The organism is Caldichromatium japonicum (genome assembly GCF_011290485.1).
GTDB lineage: Bacteria > Pseudomonadota > Gammaproteobacteria > Chromatiales > Chromatiaceae > Thermochromatium > Thermochromatium japonicum.
This window is the reverse complement of record NZ_CP048029.1, coordinates 2,275,724-2,296,802: the sequence shown is the minus strand read 5'-3', so window position 1 is coordinate 2,296,802 and position 21,079 is coordinate 2,275,724. Positions and strand designations below refer to the sequence as shown.

At 60.9% G+C, this 21,079-nt stretch carries 18 protein-coding genes and 2 pseudogenes; 14 read left to right on the top strand and 6 right to left on the bottom strand.

The features are described from left to right. Window positions 1-18 precede the first annotated feature (18 nt). Genes rsxE through GWK36_RS11135 form a run of 4 tightly spaced genes read left to right on the top strand, consistent with a single transcriptional unit; the run spans window position 19 to window position 2,383 of the window. Complete coding sequence (rsxE, locus tag GWK36_RS11150; RefSeq protein ID WP_166271198.1) at window positions 19-690, top strand: electron transport complex subunit RsxE; 672 nt, start codon at window positions 19-21, stop codon at window positions 688-690. Further along, window positions 680-1,270 carry an electron transport complex protein RnfA gene (locus tag GWK36_RS11145; protein ID WP_166271197.1) on the top strand — a complete coding sequence of 197 codons (591 nt, stop codon included), beginning with the start codon at window positions 680-682 and terminating at the stop codon, window positions 1,268-1,270. Before rsxE ends, GWK36_RS11145 begins: the two co-directional genes overlap by 11 nt. Next, entirely contained in the window at window positions 1,263-1,553 is a 291-nt protein-coding gene (locus GWK36_RS11140; protein WP_166268957.1) for a hypothetical protein, read from the top strand. Before GWK36_RS11145 ends, GWK36_RS11140 begins: the two co-directional genes overlap by 8 nt. Beyond that, complete coding sequence (locus GWK36_RS11135) at window positions 1,553-2,383, top strand: ferredoxin reductase domain-containing protein (protein WP_166271196.1); 831 nt, start codon at window positions 1,553-1,555, stop codon at window positions 2,381-2,383. Before GWK36_RS11140 ends, GWK36_RS11135 begins: the two co-directional genes overlap by 1 nt. A 97-nt stretch (window positions 2,384-2,480) precedes the next feature. On the opposite strand, the gene GWK36_RS11130 is transcribed toward GWK36_RS11135, so the two are convergent. Then, on the bottom strand, window positions 2,481-4,292 hold the full coding sequence (locus tag GWK36_RS11130; protein ID WP_166271195.1) for a lipase maturation factor family protein: 1,812 nt from the start codon (window positions 4,290-4,292) through the stop codon (window positions 2,481-2,483). 229 nt (window positions 4,293-4,521) lie between these two features. On the opposite strand from GWK36_RS11130, the gene GWK36_RS11125 reads away from it, so the two are divergent. Further along, a complete protein-coding gene (locus GWK36_RS11125) occupies window positions 4,522-5,415 on the top strand; it encodes an IS630 family transposase (protein ID WP_343033171.1) in 894 nt (297 codons plus the stop codon). Window positions 5,416-5,509: 94 nt separating this feature from the next. Here GWK36_RS11125 and ribF read toward each other — a convergent pair whose 3' ends face one another. Together ribF and GWK36_RS11115 are read right to left on the bottom strand one after the other, a co-directional pair. Next, window positions 5,510-6,442 (bottom strand): bifunctional riboflavin kinase/FAD synthetase, encoded by a 933-nt coding sequence (gene ribF, locus GWK36_RS11120; protein ID WP_166271194.1) that lies wholly within the window; start codon window positions 6,440-6,442, stop codon window positions 5,510-5,512. 81 nt (window positions 6,443-6,523) lie between these two features. Further along, window positions 6,524-7,261 (bottom strand): annotated as a pseudogene (locus GWK36_RS11115) (IS630 family transposase); the annotation flags it as partial. 209 nt (window positions 7,262-7,470) lie between these two features. Between GWK36_RS11115 and GWK36_RS15500 the strand changes: the two are divergent. Next, window positions 7,471-7,983, top strand: coding sequence for a PAS domain-containing protein (locus GWK36_RS15500; protein ID WP_246237543.1), 513 nt, complete (start codon window positions 7,471-7,473; stop codon window positions 7,981-7,983). Further along, the gene (locus GWK36_RS15710) at window positions 7,958-9,412 is read left to right on the top strand and encodes a methyl-accepting chemotaxis protein (protein WP_281352055.1); all 1,455 of its coding nucleotides are present in this window, start codon (window positions 7,958-7,960) and stop codon (window positions 9,410-9,412) included. The genes GWK36_RS15500 and GWK36_RS15710 overlap by 26 nt, the downstream gene beginning before the upstream one ends. Window positions 9,413-9,548: 136 nt before the next feature. Here the strand turns inward: GWK36_RS15710 and GWK36_RS11105 are convergent, their stop codons facing one another. Continuing rightward, window positions 9,549-9,803, bottom strand: a complete 255-nt coding sequence (locus GWK36_RS11105) for a hypothetical protein (RefSeq protein ID WP_166271191.1) — start codon at window positions 9,801-9,803, stop codon at window positions 9,549-9,551. A 207-nt stretch (window positions 9,804-10,010) separates the two neighbouring features. Here GWK36_RS11105 and groES point away from each other — a divergent pair, with 207 nt between their 5' ends. The 5 genes from groES to soeC all read left to right on the top strand — a co-directional run bounded on the left by groES (window position 10,011) and on the right by soeC (window position 16,879). Continuing rightward, entirely contained in the window at window positions 10,011-10,301 is a 291-nt protein-coding gene (gene groES, locus GWK36_RS11100) for a co-chaperone GroES (protein WP_166271190.1), read from the top strand. 58 nt (window positions 10,302-10,359) lie between these two features. After that, on the top strand, window positions 10,360-11,988 hold the full coding sequence (groL, locus tag GWK36_RS11095; protein ID WP_166271189.1) for a chaperonin GroEL: 1,629 nt from the start codon (window positions 10,360-10,362) through the stop codon (window positions 11,986-11,988). 162 nt (window positions 11,989-12,150) lie between these two features. Continuing rightward, complete coding sequence (soeA, locus tag GWK36_RS11090) at window positions 12,151-15,039, top strand: sulfite dehydrogenase subunit SoeA (protein ID WP_166271188.1); 2,889 nt, start codon at window positions 12,151-12,153, stop codon at window positions 15,037-15,039. Next, a complete protein-coding gene (gene soeB, locus GWK36_RS11085; RefSeq protein ID WP_166271187.1) occupies window positions 15,036-15,767 on the top strand; it encodes a sulfite dehydrogenase subunit SoeB in 732 nt (243 codons plus the stop codon). The genes soeA and soeB overlap by 4 nt, the downstream gene beginning before the upstream one ends. A 134-nt stretch (window positions 15,768-15,901) precedes the next feature. Next, window positions 15,902-16,879, top strand: coding sequence for a sulfite dehydrogenase subunit SoeC (gene soeC, locus GWK36_RS11080; RefSeq protein ID WP_166271186.1), 978 nt, complete (start codon window positions 15,902-15,904; stop codon window positions 16,877-16,879). Between the two features lie 147 nt (window positions 16,880-17,026). Here soeC and GWK36_RS15485 read toward each other — a convergent pair whose 3' ends face one another. Together GWK36_RS15485 and GWK36_RS16115 are read right to left on the bottom strand one after the other, a co-directional pair. Continuing rightward, window positions 17,027-17,167 carry a DUF29 family protein gene (locus tag GWK36_RS15485; protein WP_246237542.1) on the bottom strand — a complete coding sequence of 47 codons (141 nt, stop codon included), beginning with the start codon at window positions 17,165-17,167 and terminating at the stop codon, window positions 17,027-17,029. Between the two features lie 903 nt (window positions 17,168-18,070). Next, window positions 18,071-18,496 (bottom strand): annotated as a pseudogene (locus GWK36_RS16115) (M1 family aminopeptidase); the annotation flags it as partial. An 826-nt stretch (window positions 18,497-19,322) separates the two neighbouring features. Between GWK36_RS16115 and GWK36_RS11065 the strand changes: the two are divergent. Both GWK36_RS11065 and GWK36_RS11060 read left to right on the top strand, forming a co-directional pair. After that, window positions 19,323-19,685 (top strand): hypothetical protein, encoded by a 363-nt coding sequence (locus tag GWK36_RS11065; protein WP_166271185.1) that lies wholly within the window; start codon window positions 19,323-19,325, stop codon window positions 19,683-19,685. A 222-nt stretch (window positions 19,686-19,907) separates the two neighbouring features. Further along, on the top strand, window positions 19,908-21,044 hold the full coding sequence (locus GWK36_RS11060; protein ID WP_166272659.1) for a ChaN family lipoprotein: 1,137 nt from the start codon (window positions 19,908-19,910) through the stop codon (window positions 21,042-21,044). Window positions 21,045-21,079: the final 35 nt, after the last annotated feature.

Below are 21,079 nucleotides of genomic sequence, written 5' to 3'. Positions count from 1 at the left end.
CAGCAAGTTTTGATAGACATGTCAGACTCCATCTTGTCCCCACCGACTTATGAAAGGCTCACTCCGGATACCTTTCTGCGCGGGCTGTGGCAGGAAAATCCTGTCTTTGCCATGCTGCTTGGGATGTGTCCGGTACTCGCGGTGACCAACACTACCCTCAATGCGCTCGCTATGGGTCTGGCGACCACCTTCGTCCTGGTCTGCTCGAGCCTATTGGTCTCGATGCTGCGCCATTTGATCCCAAAACAGGTGCGGATCGCGAGCTATATCGTCATCATCGCCACCTTCGTCACCCTGGTCGATTATGCGATCCAGGCGATCAGCCTCGAGCTCTATGCGGCGCTAGGGGCTTTCATCCAGCTCATCGTGGTCAATTGTGTGATCCTCGGGCGCGCCGAGGCCTATGCCTCCAAGCAACGACTGCATACCACCCTGGTCAACAGCCTGGGGATGGGGCTAGGGTTCACCTTGGCGCTTCTTGCGCTCGGTACGGTGCGCGAGGTCTTGGGCCAGGGGACCCTGTTGGGTATTGCACTCTTTCCCGAGGGTTTTCAGCCCTGGGTGATCATGGCCTTGCCGCCGGGCGGATTCTTTGTGCTCGGAGGTTGGCTGTTGTTGTTCAACTGGCTGCATCTGCGCCGTGCACGTCAGGTAGCCGTGACAAACGGAGCCGCCGCCCATGCACGCTGAGCCCTTGCCGCTCATCTTTCTCAATGCCGCCCTGGTCAATAACTTCGTGCTCGCCATGTTCCTCGGGATCTGTCCGTTTCTCGGGGTCTCGGCCAAGAAGGAGATGGCCTGGAACATGGGGCTGGCGACCATGTTCGTGATGCTGGTGAGCTCGCTCTCCGCCCATGGGATCAATTGGGTGCTCACCACCCTCGAGCTCGAGTTCCTAAGGCTCATCTGCTACATCGCGGTCATCGCCTCGGTTGTCCAGCTTGTGGAGATGTTCATCAAAAAGACGAGCCCCGCGCTCTTTCACTCGCTGGGCATCTTCTTGCCGCTCATCACCACCAATTGCGCCATCCTGGGGGTCGCACTCTTTCAGACCACCAAGGAATACAACCTGATCCAGAGCCTGGTCTATACAGCAGGCGCAGGCGCAGGCTTTACCTTAGCGCTGATGCTGATGGCCGGCCTGCGCGAGCGGCTGGCGCTTGCCCGCCTGCCTGAGGTCAGCCAGGGCGCGGCCCTGACATTGATGTTGGCCGGTCTTTTGTCTCTAGCCTTCATGGGGTTTGCGGGTCTGGGGAGCAGCCATGGTTAAGCTGCTGCTGGCCCCCTTGGTTGTCTTCGCGGTGCTCGCCGGCTGGGTCTGGATCGAGTCGCTCTACGCCCGTTTTCAGGCCCGTTACCCCCAGCTCGGGCCCTTCCGCAATCCCGAGGGCGGTTGCGCATGCTGTCGGCAATCCCCCGCCGGCGGCTGCCCTCAACCCAACGCTGGCGAGCCGGCTCCACTCGCTCATGCTGTGGCCAAGGCAGGTATAGGCCCGCAATCCCCCGAACAAGCCCACCGACTGGGCGGCGTTTCCTTGACAGGAATGAACTGATGGCTCAAGAAATCACCTATCTCGGTCCGACGGCCCCTGCGGTCATCAAGGCCACCCAACGCATCACCCCAGAGACCACCGATGAGGTGCGCCACATCACCTTGGAGGTCTTGGACCCCGCCTTTCAGTTTGTCGAAGGCCAGTCCATCGGGGTCTTTGTCCCAGGGCCGCATCCCTTCGGCAATGACCTCCATATCCGCCGCTATTCGATCGCCAATGCGCGCAACGTCCCTGTCGGCAGCGGGGTGCATCTCGAGATCCTGGTGCGGCGCTGTTTCTATCTCGATGAGGTCAGCGGTGAACGCTACCCCGGCATCGCTTCCAATTATCTTTGCGACGCCAAGGTCGGCGATCAGATCACCATCAGCGGCCCTTATCCGAGCCCCTTCCGCATCCCGCTCGACAATCGCGCCAACCTGCTCATGATCGGCACCGGCACGGGGATTGCGCCCTTCCGCGCCTTCGTGCAATTGATCTATGAACGGCGCGGCGACTGGAAGGGTCAGGTACGCCTATTCTATGGCGGTCACAGCGGCCTGGACCTCATGTATGCCAATGACGAGCAGACGGACCTCGCCAATTATTACGACCAAAAGACCTTCCGCGCCTTCCGTGCCCTGGGGACCCGCCCGCTGATGACCTCATCTCAGGCGCTCGAAATGGGTCTGCGGAAACACGCCGCCGAGGCCTGGCGCCTGATGCAGGAGCCCAACACCCATGTCTTTCTGTCGGGCCTAAGCAAAGTCATCCCGGCCTTCGAGCGGGTGATGACTAAACAGGCTGGAAGCGAAGACGATTGGAAACAACTCAAACAGCGCATGATCGAATAGGGGCGCTGGTCCGAGATGATCTATGACTAAGGGCGTAGGTGGGGGTGGTGCGCGCCGCAACATAGGGTGCGCGGTACGCACCTTACACCTACAACATTCAGGGTCCTAGAGACTCGCGCCGCCACCATTGACCCGTCGCCCCCTGTTCCTCGGGGCCCGTGAATCGATAGCGCCAGAGCTTTAGGCGCACAAAACGCACTGGTCCACCTCCCAAAGGCGGGCGGGCGAGCAGGCGAATCACCGGCCCTGAACCCACTTGCAGCCGCTCGACAAACCGCGCGTATGGCTCTAGAAACAGTGGGTGCTGGGGCACAAACCAGATCAGCCAATCCAGGCGCGGCTGGTGCGGGATGGCCCAACGCGGGGGCTGATCTAGGCGGTCTGGCCGATAGCGAAAATCGAGCTCCTCCCAGTCTTTTCCGTCTGCGCTGACCTCGACCTGGACCTCGAGGCGAACCTTAGGGACCTCGGCAAAGACGTGATAACGGTTGGCGATATAAAACCGATCGAGCCAAACCGTCCAACCGCTCAGCGGCTCAAGCGGGCGCCGCCAGATAAGCTCGGCGGCATGGATGAGGCTCAAGGGGACCAGGACCAGGGCGGCCAGAAACGTCAATGCGGGTAACAAGGACCAGCGCATTGTGTGCCCTCCTGCAGCAGCCGCCGAAGGGCGTAGGCTGCGCAATGCACACCCCACTACACTCAGACTGCGGTCCAGCCATGCCAGGTCCCGATCCTCGAACAGAAACAAGCACAGGACGATGGTGAGCAGATTAAAGAAATTGTGGTTGCTGGTGGCGATGATCAGGACCTGCCAGAGGATAGTGGCCCAGGCTGCGGTCAGGCGCCAAGGGCGAGGCATCAGGATGAAAATAGGCAAAATCATCTCGACCAGGATGGTCCCTGCAGTTCCTAGCCGCAATGCCCAATCGGGGAGCTGATGCGCATACCAGGCCCCGATGTGGGGTAGCGGCTGGGTCTCGAGATAATGCTCGACCGCAGTCAGATCGCGCCAACTGGGATCGCCTGAAAATAACTTGGCAAGCCCAGATTCAAACCGCAGGCGAAAGAGCAGCCAGCGAAAAAGCCAGACGATCAGCGGGGTGCCTTGGAGGGCACGCATTGCATGGCCTACGGCAGCGGATAGGTTGGGCCATCCAAAGACCCGCCCGCTCGGATCAGGCAGTGCTGGCACGGGGTGGGCCGGCGCACTGTCTGCATTGCACCCTGGAACCCCGTCGGATCGAGGGACCAGCCTTGCCCCTGGCAGGAAGAGGGCCAAGAACCCTGCCTCGAGCAGCAAAAAGTCCCACTGGAAATTGGTGAACACCTGCCCCGCCTGGACCAGGCTGAGATAACCGAGATAGAGCAATCCCAATAACGCCCGTTCGCCCCAGGATCCTGAGCGCCTGAGCCGCAGGAGGACCCATGTTAAAAGGGTCGGTGGGACACGTTCTGCGTGATGTTTCTGGATTCCGGTCTTCGCCGGAATGGAAAGCGAAGATGGGAGGGCGGACACATCGTGCTTACTGGCGCCCGCTGATCCGTGGGCAACCGCCAGGTTGCCTACCCTATTGGGCTCGCTGATCCAAGGCCAGGCCGTCAATAACAGACCACAGACCACGCCGCCCCAGGCGACGATACACAAGGGCCAATCGCCCGCGGCCAACCAAAATAACGAAGGATAGGCAAGCCAACCCAGCTCGCCATATTGTGCCCTGGCCCATTGGAGCTGCTCGGTCAGGGGATAGATCCCCTGGCTGCCCGCAAGCCCAAGGATCTGGACAGCGAGCGAGACGAATGCTGCGGTATAGATAAGACCCAGCGCGCGCAAAAAAGCCCAGGCGACGAGCTGGTAACTGCCGGATGCATGAGCTTTGGAAAGCACGACCTCTGCAGGCATCGCCATCGGTAAAAAAGCCTATAGGGGTGCGCATTGCGCACCCCAAACGCCTTACCGTCGTTTGGAGCGCCGGTATCTCGCCGGCTTATTGATTAAGAAACACATGCTTTTGAAATTGAGTGAGCTGTCCTGATGTCGTGGGCATGGAAAGACGAGACATGAGATTGCTGTCGTTTGCGGCACGCGAAGAGCGGCGGCGTGGCTGGAGGTATGAAGCGATAGGCGCGCAGAGGGGATTGTTGGGCGCAGGGGTGTTCGACATCTGCAAAGGCTATGGGCGCGAAGGGGCCCAAGGGCTCAAGGAAAGGTGGGTGAGAAGCGGGCGCTGTTGGCGGAGCAGGACGCCCAGATACGCAAGCTCATGTGCGACGGGACACCGGATGAGCTGAAGCTGCCGTTTGCGCTGTGGAGCCGGCAGGCGGTGCGGCAGTTGATCCTCGGCTGTTTTGGCATCGAGCTCAGGCCGCAGGGGGAGGGCAAGTACATGGCGCGCTGGGGATTGACGCCCCAGAAACCGATTCGGCGCGCCTATGAGCAAAGCCCGCCGGCGGGCAAGACATGGCTTGAGGAGACCTACCCGGACATTGCCCGGCGCGCCAAGGCCGAGGGCGCCGAAATCCACTGGGGCGATGAAACGGGGTTGCGCTCGGACGAGGTGCGCGGGCGCTCTTATGCGCCGGCGATCAAGACGCCCGAGATTCGCGTCACGCACCGTCGCGAAGGCCTGTCGGTGATCTCGACGCTGACCAACCGCGGCAAGGTGCCTTGGAAGGCGTTCGCGGGGGCGATGAACGCCGACATCCTGATCGACTTCATGAAGCGGCTCGTCAAGGACGCCAGGGGCAAGAAGATCTTCCTCATCCTCGACAACCTGCACGTGCATCACACCAAGCCGGTCAAGGCGTGGCTGGCTGCATGCGCCAATCAAATCGAGGCCTCCTCCCTCCCCCCCTACAGCCCAGCACTGAACCCCAACGAGATGCTCAAGGCCATCATCACCGCGCAGGCGCCCTCCCGCGCCAAGGGCGATCTGAAGAAGGCGACCGTCAGCCACCTGCGCCGCCTTCTCAATTCCCCCCAACGCATCATGCGCTACTTCCAGCATCCCAAGCTTCATGATGCCGCGTAATACAAGTTCATTGGTTTCGGATCAATAATTATGCCGCCGAGACGTCACCGCTCCATCTCGGGATACGCGATGAGCGCGGTGCGCGCTATGCACCCTATCTGAGCCCTGACAAAAACGCCCGCGCCGTCTGGACATCGCGCCGGATCTGGTCTTTGAGCGTCTCCAGCGAATCGAACCGCTGCTCATCACGCAGGCGCAGTGCCAGCTCGACCTCGAGATGCCGGCCATAGAGGATTCGGTCGAGGTCGAAGAGATGGACCTCGAGCCGCGCTATGCTACCGCTAAGAGTAGGGCGGGTACCGATATTGGCGACCCCAGGCCAGGGCCGCGTCCCCACCCCATGCACCCAGACGGCAAAGACCCCTTGCACCGGGCTCACCCGCCGATGCAGCGCGATATTAGCGGTAGGAAAGCCGAGCGCGCGCCCGCGTTTGTCACCGTGTATCACCCGCCCCTCAAGGCTATAGGGTCGGCCAAGAAGTTGCCTGGCCTGAGCGAGATCCCCCCGCGCCAAGAGCTCGCGGATGCGGGTACTGCTGATCCGCTCACCTGCATCATGGATGGTGGGGAGGCTGGCGACCGCAAAGCCGGCGGTCTGGCCCATCGCGTGCAATAGCGCAACATCCCCGCGCCGTTTGCGGCCAAAGCGAAAGTCATCCCCAACCAAGAGAAAACGTACCCCTAGTCCCTCGATCAGCAGACGCTCGACAAAGGTGTCGGCCTCCATCGCTGCCAACCGTGCCCCGAACTCGAGTACCATGACCCGCTCGATGCCACAGGCGCGCAGGGCTTTGAGCTTTTCGCGCAGCCGGGTCAGACGCGCGGGGGCAGCATGCGGGGCGAAGAACTCGAGCGGCTGGGGCTCGAAGGTGATCACGGTCGCCGGCAGGCCATACGCTCGGCCCTCGGCCAGAAGGCGCTGAAAGACGGCGCGATGGCCGCGATGCACCCCATCGAAGTTGCCGATGGTCGCCACGCAGCCGCGGTCCTCGGGGCGCAGATTGTGCAAACCGCGGATTAGATGCATGATGCGGGCCTAAGCGGATAAAAATTGATCATAAAGAGTCAAAATCTTGGTGCTTATTGATCCGAAGCCACTGAACTTGTATTACGCGGCATCATGGAGCTTGGGATGCTGGAAGTAGCGCATGATGCGTTGGGGGGAATTGAGAAGGCGGCGCAGGTGGCTGACGGTCGCCTTCTTCAGATCGTCCTTGGCGCGGGAGGGCGCCTGCGCGGTGATGGTGGCCTTGAGCATCTCGTTGGGGTTCAGTGCTGGGCTGTAGGAGGGGAGGGAGGACGCCTCGATTTGATTGGCGCATGCAGCCAGCCAGGCCTTGACTGGCTTGGTGTGATGCACGCGCAGGTTGTCGAGGATGAGGAAGATCTTCTTGCCCCTGGCGTCCTTGACGAGCCGCTTCATGAAGTCGATCAGGATGTCGGCGTTCATCGCCCCCGCGAACGCCTTCCAAGGCACCTTGCCGCGGTTGGTCAGCGTCGAGATCACCGACAGGCCTTCGCGACGGTGCGTGATGCGAATCTCGGACGTCTTGATCGCCGGCGCATAAGAGCGCCCGCGCACCTCGTCCGAGCGCAGCCCCGTTTCATCGCCCCAGTGGATTTCGGCGCCCTCGGCCTTGGCGCGCCGGGCAATGTCCGGGTAGGTCTCCTCAAGCCATGTCTTGCCCGCCGGCGGGCTTTGCTCATAGGCGCGCCGAATCGGTTTCTGGGGCGTCAATCCCCAGCGCGCCATGTACTTGCCCTCCCCCTGCGGCCTGAGCTCGATGCCAAAACGGTCGAGGATCAACTGCCGCACCGCCTGCCGGCTCCACAGCGCAAACGGCAGCAATCTCATGTCTCGTCTTTCCATGCCCACGACATCAGGACAGCTCACTCAATTTCAAAAGCATGTGTTTCTTATCAAGAATTGGCAATGCCGCCCCGCCATGCCGGACCCAAAACACGATCGCCCAAACCGTCCTTGCCTGGCGCGGGTTTGCGGATGCGCAATGGGCAATGGCTGTTCGAGATAAAACCTAAAACCACCAAAGACCCATGAAACCCAAGATCACACCAACCGGTATCGAACGCGCACTGGGCGATGAGGACTTCATCGTCAGCAAGACCGACCCCCAAGGACGTATTCTTTATGCCAACCGGATCTTTATTGCCCTGTCAGGCTACACCGAAGCCGAGCTTCTGGGCCGGCAACACAATATCATCCGCCATCCAGACATGCCGCGCGCGGTTTTTAAGCGCCTGTGGGACACGATCAATGCCGGTCAGGAGTTTTTTGGTTATATCAAGAACATGGCTAAAGATGGCAGCCATTATTGGGTCTTTGCGACCGTAACGCCGGACAAGGACCCGGCAGGGACGATCATCGGTTATACCTCGGTGCGGCGCAAACCCAGCCTGGAGGCAGTGCGAGCGATCAGCGAGTTATATGCTCAGATGCTGGCTGCCGAACGAGCGGCAGGGGTGCGCGATGCCATCGCTGCTGGCCAGACCGTTTTGGAACGGGCGATCAACGGAAAAAGCTATGAGCAATTTGTCCTTACGCTTTAAGTTTGGACTGTTGTTTTGGGCACAGTCTGTCTTGGTGGCGATCGGGCTCATCCTGGTCACAGTCACTGCCGGTTTTCATCCCTTGCTCCTGGGTTTTTTGCTCATGGTCGGTGGGGTTGCGGTCTATGGGCAGCGGGAGATCGAGCGCTTGTTGCGGGCGCTTGGGCAAGCCGAACGGCTTGCGGCCAAGGTCGCTGCCGGGCAATTCCATAGCCGGATCACGGGGATCGCAAACGACAGCGACGAGGTCGCCCGCCTCTTTTGGGCGCTTAATGACATGCTTGATCAGCTCGAGACCTGGTTTCGCGAGGCTGAAAGCGCATTCTGCGCCCAGATGGATGGCCGTTATGAGCGCGTCGCTCAGGTGCAGGGGTTGCGTGGTGGATTTCGCACGGCCATGGAGTCGCACAATGCCCTGCTCGGGCATATGGCCGCCTCTACCCGTTCGCAGATGAAAAACTTTCTGCTTTCGCAGGCTGGTCAGCTCAATTCATCCAACCTGATCGATAATATGGCCGGCACCCAGTCGGATCTAGTAGAAATCACCGGGCGCATGCGACAGGTCGCCGAGGCCGCCACCCAGACTGCACAGGAGGCGACCTGCAACCAGACCGCGGTCGCTGAGGTCGAGTCACATCTCTCCGAGATCGCCAAGCGTATCCATCAAGTGGTCGAAGCGATCGGCGAGCTCAATGCACGCAGCCAAGAGATCAATCGGGCCGTAGCCCTGATCACCGAGATCGCCGATCAGACCAACCTGCTGGCGCTCAATGCCGCGATCGAGGCCGCGCGCGCCGGTGAACAAGGGCGGGGGTTTGCGGTAGTCGCCGATGAGGTGCGCAAGCTTGCGGAAAAGAGCCGCAATGCCTCCCAATCGATCGGTCAGATCATGCACCTACTGCTCCAGGATAATCAGCGCATGCAGGGCAATGCGACCCAGATGCAAGGGATGGCACAGAATTCAGCGCGGGTGGTCAATGCGCTTGCCGAGGCCTTTGGGCGTTTTGCCACCTCTGTTGCTGAGACCGAGCGTGCCGCCTTGCTGATACATGACAAGAGCTTCATCACCCTGGTCAAGATGGACCACATGATCTATAAACAGCGGGCGTATCTGTCGCTCAGCAGCGGCGGTGACGAACAACATATCCGCGCGGTGAGCATCAACCATGAAGGCTGCCGACTCGGCAGATGGTATCTCGGTGAAGGGCGGGCGCTTTTCGGCAACACCGCCGCCTATCGGGCGCTGGAGGCGCCGCATCGCCAAGTCCATGCCGGCGCCCACCAGCTGCTCGGCCATCTGGCCGGCGACTGGGAACGCAACACCCACACCCAGATGGCAATCATGCAGGCCCTGCGCGAGATGGAATCAGGTAGCCAAGGGGTGATGGAGTGGCTCGACCGGATGGTGAGCGAGAAATATGGGATCTAGGGCGAGCAGTCAACATGGGTGAGCAGAACAGGCCCCCGCCTCGCGGCCTTTGGGACGCAGAGGCGGTTACCGTTTTCTATCGTCGCTGGTGACTCCCTTCACCGGGATGGGCGGTCCATGACCGGTTAAGTGGTCTTTACCACCAGCCCCAGCGCCGCGCTTGCCGCCACTGGGCATAAGAGGGGCCATACAGATAGAGATCGCGGATATAGTTACGCATCTGCGGCGGCCCCCAGCGATAATTCGGGTCATAGATATAGGCGTGACGCCAGGGACCGGCCAGAGGTCCATCCCCCCACCAATAATAGGCCGTGGCCATCTCGGTTGGGATCAAGAGTGAACCAGTGGCCACTCCGGTCGCAAGCAACATGGATGGAAGGATCTTCGTCATCTCTACACCTCCTCTCTAGACATGTCGAAGCACCTTACATTAAGTGTAGCCTGCACCATCCGCCATATCGCTGTTGCGAACCCTCCGTCTCACTTACCTCAAGTACCTCAAGAACTCAGTCTTGTACTTGACAGCCCAAGATTTCGCTCTACTATTAGCACTCGATAATGTCGAGTGCTAATACTCTGGTTGTTTGAGGAGCCATCCATGAACCTCCGTCCATTGCATGATCGCGTGGTGATTCGCCGGTTAGAAGAGGAACGGGTAAGCGCGGGCGGGATTGTGATCCCGGACAGTGCTGCCGAGAAGCCGATCCAGGGTGAGGTGCTGGCCGTGGGTAAAGGCAAGCTACTCGACAATGGGGATGTGCGCCCGCTGGATGTCAAGGTGGGTGACAAGGTGCTGTTTGGCAAGTACTCCGGCACCGAGGTCAAGGTCGGTGATGAGAAGCTCCTGGTGATGCGTGAAGACGACATCATGGCCATCATCGAGGGCTAAGGCCGAGTTGTATGACCCATAACCCTTAAACAGAATTGACTGAGAGGATTACGAGACGATGAGCGCAAAAGAAGTCAGATTCAGTATCGATGCCCGCGCCCGCATCCTACGCGGGGTCGATACCCTCGCCAATGCGGTCAAGGTGACTTTGGGGCCGAAGGGGCGCAATGTGGTGATTGAGAAATCCTGGGGTGCGCCGACGGTGACCAAGGACGGGGTGTCGGTGGCCAAGGAGATTGAGCTCAAGGACAAGTTTGAGAACATGGGGGCGCAGATGGTCAAGGAGGTGGCCTCCAAGACCTCGGACATTGCTGGTGATGGCACCACCACGGCGACGGTGTTGGCGCAGGCGATGGTGCGCGAGGGGTTGAAGGCGGTAGCCGCTGGCATGAACCCCATGGACCTCAAGCGTGGGATTGACAAGGCGGTGGAGGCGGCGGTCAAGGAACTGCAGGCCCTATCCAAGCCCTGTTCCACCAGCAAAGAGATTGCGCAGGTGGGCACCATCTCGGCCAATGCTGATGAATCGATCGGCAATATCATTGCCGAGGCCATGGAGAAGGTGGGCAAGGAAGGGGTGATCACGGTGGAAGAGGGCAAGTCTCTGGCCAATGAGCTGGAGATTGTCGAGGGCATGCAGTTTGACCGGGGGTATTTGTCGCCCTATTTCATCAACAACCAGCAAAGTCAGAAGACCGAGCTGGATCAGCCATACATCCTGCTGCATGACAAGAAGATCTCCAACATTCGGGATCTGTTGCCGGTGTTGGAAGCGGTGGCCAAGGCGGGCAAGCCGCTGCTGATCATTGCCGAGGATGTTGAGGGTGAGGCCTTGGCCACCCTGGTGGTCAATAATCTGCGCGGGATTCTCAAGGTCTGTGCGGTCAAGGCGCCTGGGTTTGGCGATCGGCGCAAGGCCATGCTCCAGGACATTGCCATCCTCACGGGCGGCACTGTCATCTCTGAGGAGGTGGGGCTGTCGTTGGAGAAGGCGAGCCTGCAGGATCTGGGTCAGGCCAAGAAGGTGGTGGTGGGCAAAGACGACACCACCATCATCGATGGGGCGGGTTCGCACGAAGCGATCAAGGCCCGCTGCGACCAGATCCGTGCCCAGATCGAAGAGACCACCTCCGACTATGACCGCGAGAAGCTGCAAGAGCGCCTGGCCAAGCTGGCTGGTGGGGTGGCGGTGATCAAGGTCGGTGCGGCGACTGAGATCGAGATGAAGGAGAAGAAGGCGCGTGTTGAAGATGCCCTGCATGCCACCCGTGCGGCGGTCGAGGAAGGCATCGTCCCAGGCGGTGGGGTTGCCCTGATCCGCGCTCTGACTGCCATCAAGGGGCTGCAAGGGGCCAATCATGACCAGGATGTGGGGATCAACATCGCCCGCCGGGCGATGGAAGAGCCCCTGCGCCAGATCGTGGCCAATGCTGGGGAAGAGCCTTCGGTCATCCTCAACAAGGTTGCCGAAGGCAGCGGCAATTTCGGCTATAACGCTGCCAGCGGCGAGTTTGGCGACATGATGGCTATGGGCGTGCTCGACCCGACCAAGGTCACCCGCACCGCCCTGCAGAACGCCGCCTCGGTCGCCGGACTGATGATCACCACCGAGGCCATGGTCGCCGAAGAGCCCAAGGAAGAGGCGCCGGCGCCTGCGGGCGGCGGCATGGGCGATATGGGGATGTAGTCCCGACAAACGACTGGCCAAGCCAGTGCTCAACCCCCGCCGTGGCGGGGGTTTTTGTTGTCAGGGCGCTTTATAAATCCATTGGATTGAATCGGTTTGAAGTGGGCGCGGGCTGGCGATTACAATCACCTGATATCTTCAGCTTATAATTCAGGTTGCCCCATGCAGGACCCTGTTCATCTGGATAGCCATACCGAGATCAAGGAGACCACCTGTTACATGTGCGCCTGTCGGTGCGGCATCCGCGTGCACCTGCGCGATGGCGAGGTGCGCTATATCGACGGCAACCCCAAACACCCTTTAAATCAAGGGGTCATCTGCGCCAAGGGTAGCTCGGGGATCATGAAGGAATACTCCCCAGCGCGCCTGACACGCCCGCTTCTGCGCAAGCCAGGCGCCAAGCGGGGGGAAGGGGCCTTCGATCCGATCTCCTGGGATGAGGCCTTTGCCATCCTGGCGGAGCGCCTAGGCCGCATCCGCGCCGAGGACCCCAAGAAATTCGCACTCTTTACCGGGCGCGACCAGATGCAGGCGCTCACCGGCCTGTTTGCCAAGCAATTCGGCACGCCTAACTATGCTGCGCACGGGGGGTTTTGCTCGGTCAATATGGCCGCGGGGCTGATCTATACGATCGGCGGGTCGTTCTGGGAGTTCGGGGGACCGGATCTCGAACATGCTAAGCTCTTCGTGATGATCGGGACTGCCGAAGACCATCATTCCAACCCCTTGAAGATCGCGATCTCCAAGTTCAAGCGCCGCGGCGGGCGCTTCATCGCGATCAATCCGATCCGCACCGGATACGCTGCAATCGCCGACGAATGGGTGCCGATCAAACCAGGTACGGATGGTGCGCTGCTTTTGGCTATCGCCCATGAGCTCCTGGCCAAGGGGCTCTTCGATCGGGATTTCTTGATCCGCTATACCAATGCCGCCGAGCTGGTCATCGATGACCCGAGCCGCGAGGATCACGGGCTCTTTTATCGCGCCGAGATGCATGTCGAAAACGACTGTGTCGATCCACAAAACAAGCTCTGGTGGGATCGCGCGATCAACGGCCCGATCAGTACCCATACACCGGGGGCCGAACCGCGCCTGACTGGACGTTACATCCTACCCAATGGCACGCCGGTCAAGCCCGCATTTCAGTTGCTCAAAGAGCGCCTGGATCAATATCCCCCGGAGTGGGCCGAGCGGATTACCGGAATTCCGGCAGAGACCATCCGCCGTCTGGCCTATGAGATGGGCATCGTCGCCCGCGACCATCGGATCGAGCTGCCGATCAAATGGACCGACTGCTGGGACGAGGAGCACGAGTCGGTTACCGGCAATCCGGTCTCCTTTCATGCTATGCGTGGCCTGGCGGCGCATTCCAACGGTTTTCAGACTATCCGCGCACTCGGTGTTTTGATGACCCTCTTGGGGACCATCGACCGGCCGGGTGGATTTCGCCATCGCGCCCCCTTTCCTCGCCCGATCCCCCCTTGTCCCAAGCCGCCGAGCGGTCCTGAGGCGGTCCAGCCCAATACGCACTTGGACGGCATGCCGTTGGGGTGGCCGGCGCGCCCCGAGCACCTTTTCATCGATGAACAGGGAGAGGCGCTGCGTATCGACAAGGCCTTCTCTTGGGAGTATCCGCTCGCCGTGCATGGGCTGATGCACAATGTCATCACCAATGCCTGGCGCGGCGATCCCTATCCGATCGATACCCTGTTTTTGTTCATGGCCAATATGGCCTGGAACTCGACCATGAACACGGTCGAGGTGCGCAAGATGCTCGTCGATCAGCACCCGAACGGAGAATACAAGATCCCCTTCATCGTGGTCTGCGATGCCTTCGCTTCGGAGACTGTGGCCTTTGCCGACCTGGTGTTGCCGGATACCACCTATCTCGAGCGCCACGACGTACTCTCGATGCTCGATCGCCCGATCTCTGAGTTCGACGGCCCGGTCGATGCCGTGCGCATTCCGGTCCTGCCGCCTAAGGGCGAATGTCGGCCATTCCAAGAAGTCTTGCTTGAACTCGGTTGGCGCCTGCGGCTGCCTGCATTCACCCATCCGGATGGCAGCCGCAAATATCGCGACTATCCGGATTTCATCGTCAACTACGAGACCTCACCGGGCTCGGGGATCGGCTTTCTGGCCGGTTGGCGGGGCAAAAACGGCGATCAGGTGCTCAAGGGCGAACCCAATCCCCGCCAATGGGAGATGTATGCCCAAAACGGCTGTTTCTTCCACCATGAGCTGCCGCCGAGCTACCAATACATGCGCAATTGGAACCAGGGCTATCTCCATTGGGCGCGGGCGCATGGTCTGATCCGCTATACCGAGCCGATCAATATCCATCTCTATTCCGAGGTCCTCCAGCGCTTCCGCTTGGCGGCTCAAGGCAAATGGCCGGGTCGCAAGCCGCCTGAGCGCTTGCGTAAACGGGTCGAGACCTATTGCGACCCCCTGCCGTTTTATTACGAGCCCTTAGAATGGCAGTTGATCGACACCCAGAGCTATCCGCTTCGTGCCCTCACCCAGCGCCCCATGGCCATGTATCATTCCTGGGACAGCCAAAACGCCTGGCTGAGACAGATCCACAGCTGCAACTATCTCTTCCTGAATCCCAAGACGGCGCGCACCCATGGACTGGCGGACGGCGATTGGATCTGGGTCGAGTCGCCCTGGGGCCGGGTGCGCTGTATGTGCCGGTTTTCCGAATCGGTGGAGCCGGGGACGGTCTGGACCTGGAACGCCATCGGCAAGGCGGCGGGCGCCTGGGGGTTGGCGCCCGATGCCGATGAGTCGCGCAAAGGTTTTTTGTTGAACCATCTGATCAAAGAGGAGCTGCCGCCGCACGAGGCGGGCGAGCATCTCTCCAACGGCGACCCCATCACCGGCCAGGCGGCCTGGTTCGACCTGCGGGTGCGGATCGAGAAGGCCGATCCCAGGGAGCCCAAGCTGACCGATCCCCAGTTTAGGCCCATGCCGCGCCTGCCGGGACAAGAGTCCAGGCGCGGCAAGTGGCAGGCCTATATCGCCGGTCTGTTCGGGAAGCAATCATGACCCAGCTTGCGCTTGTGATCGATCTCAATGTCTGCGTAGGTTGTCATGCCTGCGTGACCTCGTGCAAAGAGTGGAACACCTCGGGCTGGGCCGGGCCCTTGACGGATTACAACCCTTATGAGAGCTCGCCGCGCGGGACCTTTTTCAATCGGGTCCAGACCTTCGAGGTGGGGACCTTCCCCAATGCCGAGACCATCCACTTCCCCAAGAGCTGTCTGCATTGCGAGGAGCCGCCCTGTGTCCCCGTATGTCCCACGGGTGCTTCATATAAGCGCCCAGACAACGGGGTGGTGCTCGTCGATTACGAAAAATGCATCGGTTGCAAATATTGTTCTTGGGCCTGTCCCTATGGTGCCCGCGAGCTCGACGAGCAACAGAAGGTGATGAAGAAATGCACCCTGTGTATCGACCGCATCAGCGATGAGACCCTACCCGAACGCGACCGCAAGCCCGCCTGCGTCCTCGCCTGCCCGACCAATGCGCGTCTGTTCGGCGATATCCATGACCCAGACTCCGAGGTCTCGGTAGCGATCCGCGAACGTGGCGGCTATCAATTGATGCCCGAATGGGGTACCAAACCGGCCAATCACTATCTGCCGCGGCGCAGGACTCAGTTCCATATCCGCCCCGACGAGCTGACCCGGGTCGATAATCCCTGGCGCAAGGAGGACATCACCCCCTACACAGGCGAGGAGACCATCGATGATATGGCCTGGGTGGGGAGCTGAGGTTGCCCTTGTGCTCTGCCCCCCTTTTGCGCTCTCGCAACTGTCTGGGTGGGGCGGTCAGCGGGGTAAGGGTCGTAGGGTGCGCTGCGCATTGCGCACCCTACGGTCTTCGCAATCTTTGATGGATTCTAGATATGCATCCAGCCTTATCCGTGATCCTGTTGACAACTGCGATCGGCGCCGGCCAGGGGTTGTTTCTGGCGATGATCACCGGCCAGCTCTATGCCATCGCCCATTTCCTGCCGGTGCAGGAGGGCCAGTTCTATGCCTTTGGGAGCCTCTTGGCGCTTGCCTTTTTACTCGCTGGGTTGGGGGCGTCCTTTTTTCACCTGGGGCACCCAGAGCGCGCCTGGCGTGCGATCGCCATGTGGCGGACCTCTTGGTTGTCGCGCGAGGTGATCGTACTGCCCCTGGTCATGGCCTTAGCCTTTGTCTATGGCGTCGCCCATGCCTTCAGTTGGACGCGCCCATTGTTCCAGATCGGTGATGCCCTCCAGGTCGATCTGACCCTGCTGTTGGGGATCTCGGGGACGGTCGCCACCCTTGCCCTGTTCGTCTGTACCGCCATGATCTATGCCGCGGTACGCTTCTTACAGGAATGGCATACGCCCTTGACGGTCAGCAATTTTTTGTTTTTGGGCACCGCCTCGGGATTTATGCTCGCTGCGGCCTATTCGGCCTATCTCGGCAATCCGCTGGTGACCTTTTATGGCACCTGGGCAGTGATCCTGACTGCGATCGGATCTATTTCGCGTTTTATGCATCTACGGCGCAATGATCGATTAAAACCTAAGAGCACCTTGCAAACCGCGATCGGTATCCGTCATACCCAGATCGTCCAAAAGGCCCAGGGCGCGACCGGTGGGAGTTTTAATACCCGGGAGTTCTTTCATGGCCGGGATCAACGTTTGGTGCAGGTGTCGCGTTATGTCTATCTGACCCTGATCCTTCCGATCCCCGTGCTCTTGATCGGGCTTTCTTATGTCATCACCTCGCCGCGCCTGCCGATCGTCGCCTTTTGTCTTCAATTTTTGGGCCTGATGATCGAGCGCTGGGCCTTTTTTGCTGAGGCGCGTCATCCGCAAAACCTGTATTACCAATCGGTCTCTTGAGCCAAAAGGCCTACATGCTTAAGACGCTTTGACCGCCTGGGGATAAAAATCATCGGCCCAGACCTGCTCGGGAGCAAAAGGGCAGGCCTTGGAAAAGGTTGCAGCTGCAAGAGCGGTCTCTTTGTGGGCGAGCCGAACTCCAGCCGGCTATGGAGTTCGCATGTCCTTAAGCTCCTCGATCAGGCGGTCGAGATCGAGTTCATCAAAACGCCGTTCCCGTAATAGCTCGGCCATCCGCTTGGCCCAAGCGCGGTAGCCGGTCTCATACAGCTTGGCGAGTTCATCCACGGTCACCCTCCCTTAATCATTGGCATTGGGTCTTTGGGGCGCACAGCCCTCGGGTTGCAGACAATGGCCGAGCGGGGATTCACCTGGGGGCCACAGGCCCTTGATCCGGTTGGTTGCCTGCGGCCCGGCAAAGACCAGATAGCTATAGCGCCCGTAATGCGGGACCTTGCGCGCAAGTGCCGGAAGCGCCTCGGGCAGACGGGTGGCAAGCCAGGCGATGGGCTGACCCCGATGCATACGGGTCAAGACAAGGCTGTCTCCTTCTGGATCGACCGTCCCCTCCGGTAGGCGCAAGCGTCTAGCCCCTGCATCCAGCGCCAGGCCTTCATCGCCCTCGGCAAAGACCGACAGATATCTGTTTTCCCAGCCGAGGAGCCATACCGCCGGCTCAGGAGGCAGGCGTTCGAGCGAGTCATCCTCGCCGACCTGCCAACCCGGATGGGTCGCTCCCCAGAATTCGGCCAGGGCGCGATACTGGGACTTCAGGGGCTCAGGCGCCGCAGCGGGGATGAGGATCAGGCCGTCTTCGGCGCCCAAGATGGCGCTCAAGGTCGCCGGCCATTCGCCCGGGGCAAGCGTCCGAAAGAGCTCGCAGTCGGGGTCGAGGGCAAGGTGCGTTGGTGCCTGGGTAAGCGTCAGTTCAAACTCGATCGTCCTGGTGTCGCCTTCGACCCATTGCATCAACCGCTCTCCAGATGCGAACTCGATCGCAATCGGGATGCGCAGAGGAAAGGGCGGGTCGGCTTGGGTCTGATCAATCCGCGCACTGAGGCGGTAGGTCCCATCCAGGGATTCAAGCCGCACCTCGGCCAGCGCCAACTGCGGGGCCCCCGGGCGTTTGATCCAGGCCTCGAAGAAGGCGCCGAGGTCCTGGCCGGTCGTCTCGACGAATGACCGCTCGAGATCGCGGTAGCTCGCGATCTGAAAGCGATGCGCTGCATAAAAGCGCCTAAGCCCCGCCAAGAACGGCTCATCACCCAGCCGGCGGCGCAGCATGTGCCAAAGGATAGAACCCTTGCCGTAGCCGATCGCCTGGGTTGCTGGGCTGTGGCGCTGGGTAAACTGCTCGAGGGGCAGGTCCTGAGCCTGTCGTATGTAATCGGCATAGTCCTTCAATATCCCGCAGCGCAGTTCACGCACGCGCCCGGCGCGCTCGGCAAGCCAATAGTCGGCCAGATAATGGGTGAGCCCCTCGCTCCAATTCCCTGAGCCATAGTCCACATAGACCCCATTGCCCCACCAGTTGTGCAGGATCTCATGGGGATAAGAGGTCTCCAGGATGAAAGGTAGACGGATGACCTTGGGCCCGAGCAGGGTCAACGACGGCATCCCATAGCCGGACTCCCAGAGGTTCTCGACCAGGGCGAACTTGGCATAAGGATAGGGGCCGATCAGCTCAGAATAGAACGCGAGATACCTGAGGGTCGCAGCGAGATAGCGCTCGGCGAGCCCTGGGTCTGGGGTGCGCAGATAGACCTCGGCGCTCACCCCCGGCGCGGTGCGGCGATAGATCGCAAACCGTCCGGCGACGAGATAGAGGTCCTCCTGAGGCTGGGCCTCGCGCCAGTGCGCCCGCCCCGTCTCGGGGTCGGCTGTCCCCGTACCCTGGGAGACCGCAGCCCAACCCTTGGGCAACTCGACGCTCAGGTCCAGGATCTGCAAGGTCTCTGGGACACGCGGATACCAGCCGCTAGCGCCATCCAAAAACACCCCATCGGGCGCGATGGTCCCGACCGAGCTCTGTGCGGTGCGTCCTAGGCCCTCTTGGGTCTCTTTAAGCGCATGGCGAATCACCCCGCGATAGGCGAGCCCAACCTCTCCCGGGGCGCGCAGCGACAGGCGATAGGCGGTGAGATGGCCCTGGGTCGAGATGGGGACGAGGGTCGCCTGACCCGAGGTGACCCGCGGCGCAAGACCTGTATGCAACACCAGGGTCCAATCAGTTCGCTCAGGGGGGAGGCGCAGGCGGTCCTCTGCCTCGATCAGAGCGCTCGCTGGATCGAGCCGGACCCGAAGCTCATGACCGATCAGAGTGGTGGCCGCCGCCGGATCGAACCGGAGGAGCAGGAGACAGAGGGCAAATAATAGGGATCTCATCATACTGTTGTGTAGCCATGTAGCCAAGATCTGAGCGCATCGTCAAGGGGTGGATGTCATGGTGACCGATGACGATATCGCGTTTTTTATGGAGCGGTTGCAGTGGTATGACTTCGTGACCGATGAAAACATCAAGGCCTTTGATGACTGGGGCTGGGCTGTGGTCGATCACGAGGTGTTGCTCGCGCGCTCGGCGCTGGAGTTTTTGCGCGATCGGCTGCCGGATGCGGCGCTGGCGATGATAGCGGCTGCGGATGCGCAGTTCCGGGCTCATCCACAGGCCTTTGCGCACATGTTCCGGCGCGCGATCGGCTCGATCGACGCAAAGGCCGCGCTTGCCGGCTGGGTGGATGATGACGACGGGAAGCCGGTTCCGATCCCGCCGTCTCACTGGTGGTGGCAGCTGCCAAAAGACTGGTAGCGCTGCCAGTCGTCGCGGCAGTCGGCGTCGCACCAACGCTGATCCTGGCCGAGCGACTATTGTTCGCCATCACATCAAAAAACCGAGGTATCGGCCCCATCTTTCGGTCATGATCAGGTGCACGCAAGCCGAGTTTAACGTGAGACAGAGATCATGCCGCAGCTCTCCCGCAAAGGTATCCTGTTGCCGGCAAGAGGCCGGCGCTCAGCCTGGCAAGGCCCCATGGCCGCCGTCCTTGTCGGTCTAAACGCCCTGGTCTGCGCCCAGGTCGAGCCACCATCCCCAACTGAGCTTCAGACCGCTACGCAGCCTATCTGGGCGGTCGAGAGCGCCCAATTGAACCCGCTCGCCGACCTGATCCCGCGGCTATGCGACCGGCAGGTGGTCTTCATCGGCGAACAACACGACCGCTATGAGGACCACCTGACCCAGGCCTCGATCATCGAGGGTCTTCTGCGTTGCGGGCGGCCCGTCGCGATCGGGATGGAGATGTTCCAGCAGCCCTATCAAGCGGCGCTTGACGATTACATCGCCGGGCGGATCGATGAGGTAGAGCTTCTGCGTCGTACCGAATATTTCGAGCGCTGGCGCTTCGATTATCGGCTGTATCGCCCGATCCTGGCGCTTGCCCGCAAGTACGGTATCCCGGTGATCGCGCTCAATCTACCATCTGAACTCACCCGCAAGGTGGGCGACGGGGGGATTGCCGGCCTAAGCCCAGAGGAGCGCACCCGTCTACCCGAGATCGACCGCTCGGATCAGGAGTATCGGGCCCGCATCGCGGCGGTCTTTCAGCACCATCCGCCCGAGCAGCGACGCGACTTTGAACATTTTCTCGAGGTCCAGCTCCTTTGGGATGAAGGGATGGCAGAGCGCGCGGCGCGTTATCTCGCCGAGCATCCCGAGCATCTCCTGGTGATACTGAGCGGCAGTGGTCATCTCGAGTTCGGCCAGGGGATCCCGAAACGCCTAGGGCGGCGCCTGCCGGTGGCCACGGCGATCCTGCTTAACGGCACAGGGCGCAATCTAGACCCCCGGGCCGCCGATGTCTTTGTCTATCCCGAAGCCGCCACTCTGCCGCCCGCGGGAAGGCTGGGGGTAGAGCTTGCCGACCGCCCCGATCCCAAGGGCGGGATGGCGATCAAGGGGGTTGCCGAGGGGAGCGGGGCGGACATGGCGGGTCTCAAGGCCGGCGATCGGTTGCTGAAGATCGCTGGGCACAGGATCGGCGACTATACCGATATCCGCCTGGCGCTCCTCGACGCCCGCCCAGGCCAGCGGGTTGAGATCGAGATCGCCCGTTCGCCGCTCCTCGGCCCTGAAGAAAGCCTGGCCCTCGAGGTCGAGCTGCGGGAGTAGCGCAGGGCAAGGCGCTATCGGCGCGCGGTGTGCGC

Coding starts and splice junctions, on each gene's coding strand:
- rsxE (WP_166271198.1), top strand. CDS start 19: ATGTCAGACTCCATCTTGTCCCCACCGACTTATGAAAGGCTCACTCCG.
- GWK36_RS11145 (WP_166271197.1), top strand. CDS start 680: ATGCACGCTGAGCCCTTGCCGCTCATCTTTCTCAATGCCGCCCTGGTC.
- GWK36_RS11140 (WP_166268957.1), top strand. CDS start 1,263: ATGGTTAAGCTGCTGCTGGCCCCCTTGGTTGTCTTCGCGGTGCTCGCC.
- GWK36_RS11135 (WP_166271196.1), top strand. CDS start 1,553: ATGGCTCAAGAAATCACCTATCTCGGTCCGACGGCCCCTGCGGTCATC.
- GWK36_RS11130 (WP_166271195.1), bottom strand. CDS start 4,292: ATGGCGATGCCTGCAGAGGTCGTGCTTTCCAAAGCTCATGCATCCGGC.
- ribF (WP_166271194.1), bottom strand. CDS start 6,442: ATGCATCTAATCCGCGGTTTGCACAATCTGCGCCCCGAGGACCGCGGC.
- GWK36_RS15500 (WP_246237543.1), top strand. CDS start 7,471: ATGAAACCCAAGATCACACCAACCGGTATCGAACGCGCACTGGGCGAT.
- GWK36_RS15710 (WP_281352055.1), top strand. CDS start 7,958: ATGAGCAATTTGTCCTTACGCTTTAAGTTTGGACTGTTGTTTTGGGCA.
- GWK36_RS11105 (WP_166271191.1), bottom strand. CDS start 9,803: ATGACGAAGATCCTTCCATCCATGTTGCTTGCGACCGGAGTGGCCACT.
- groES (WP_166271190.1), top strand. CDS start 10,011: ATGAACCTCCGTCCATTGCATGATCGCGTGGTGATTCGCCGGTTAGAA.
- groL (WP_166271189.1), top strand. CDS start 10,360: ATGAGCGCAAAAGAAGTCAGATTCAGTATCGATGCCCGCGCCCGCATC.
- soeA (WP_166271188.1), top strand. CDS start 12,151: ATGCAGGACCCTGTTCATCTGGATAGCCATACCGAGATCAAGGAGACC.
- soeB (WP_166271187.1), top strand. CDS start 15,036: ATGACCCAGCTTGCGCTTGTGATCGATCTCAATGTCTGCGTAGGTTGT.
- soeC (WP_166271186.1), top strand. CDS start 15,902: ATGCATCCAGCCTTATCCGTGATCCTGTTGACAACTGCGATCGGCGCC.
- GWK36_RS11065 (WP_166271185.1), top strand. CDS start 19,323: ATGGTGACCGATGACGATATCGCGTTTTTTATGGAGCGGTTGCAGTGG.
- GWK36_RS11060 (WP_166272659.1), top strand. CDS start 19,908: ATGGCCGCCGTCCTTGTCGGTCTAAACGCCCTGGTCTGCGCCCAGGTC.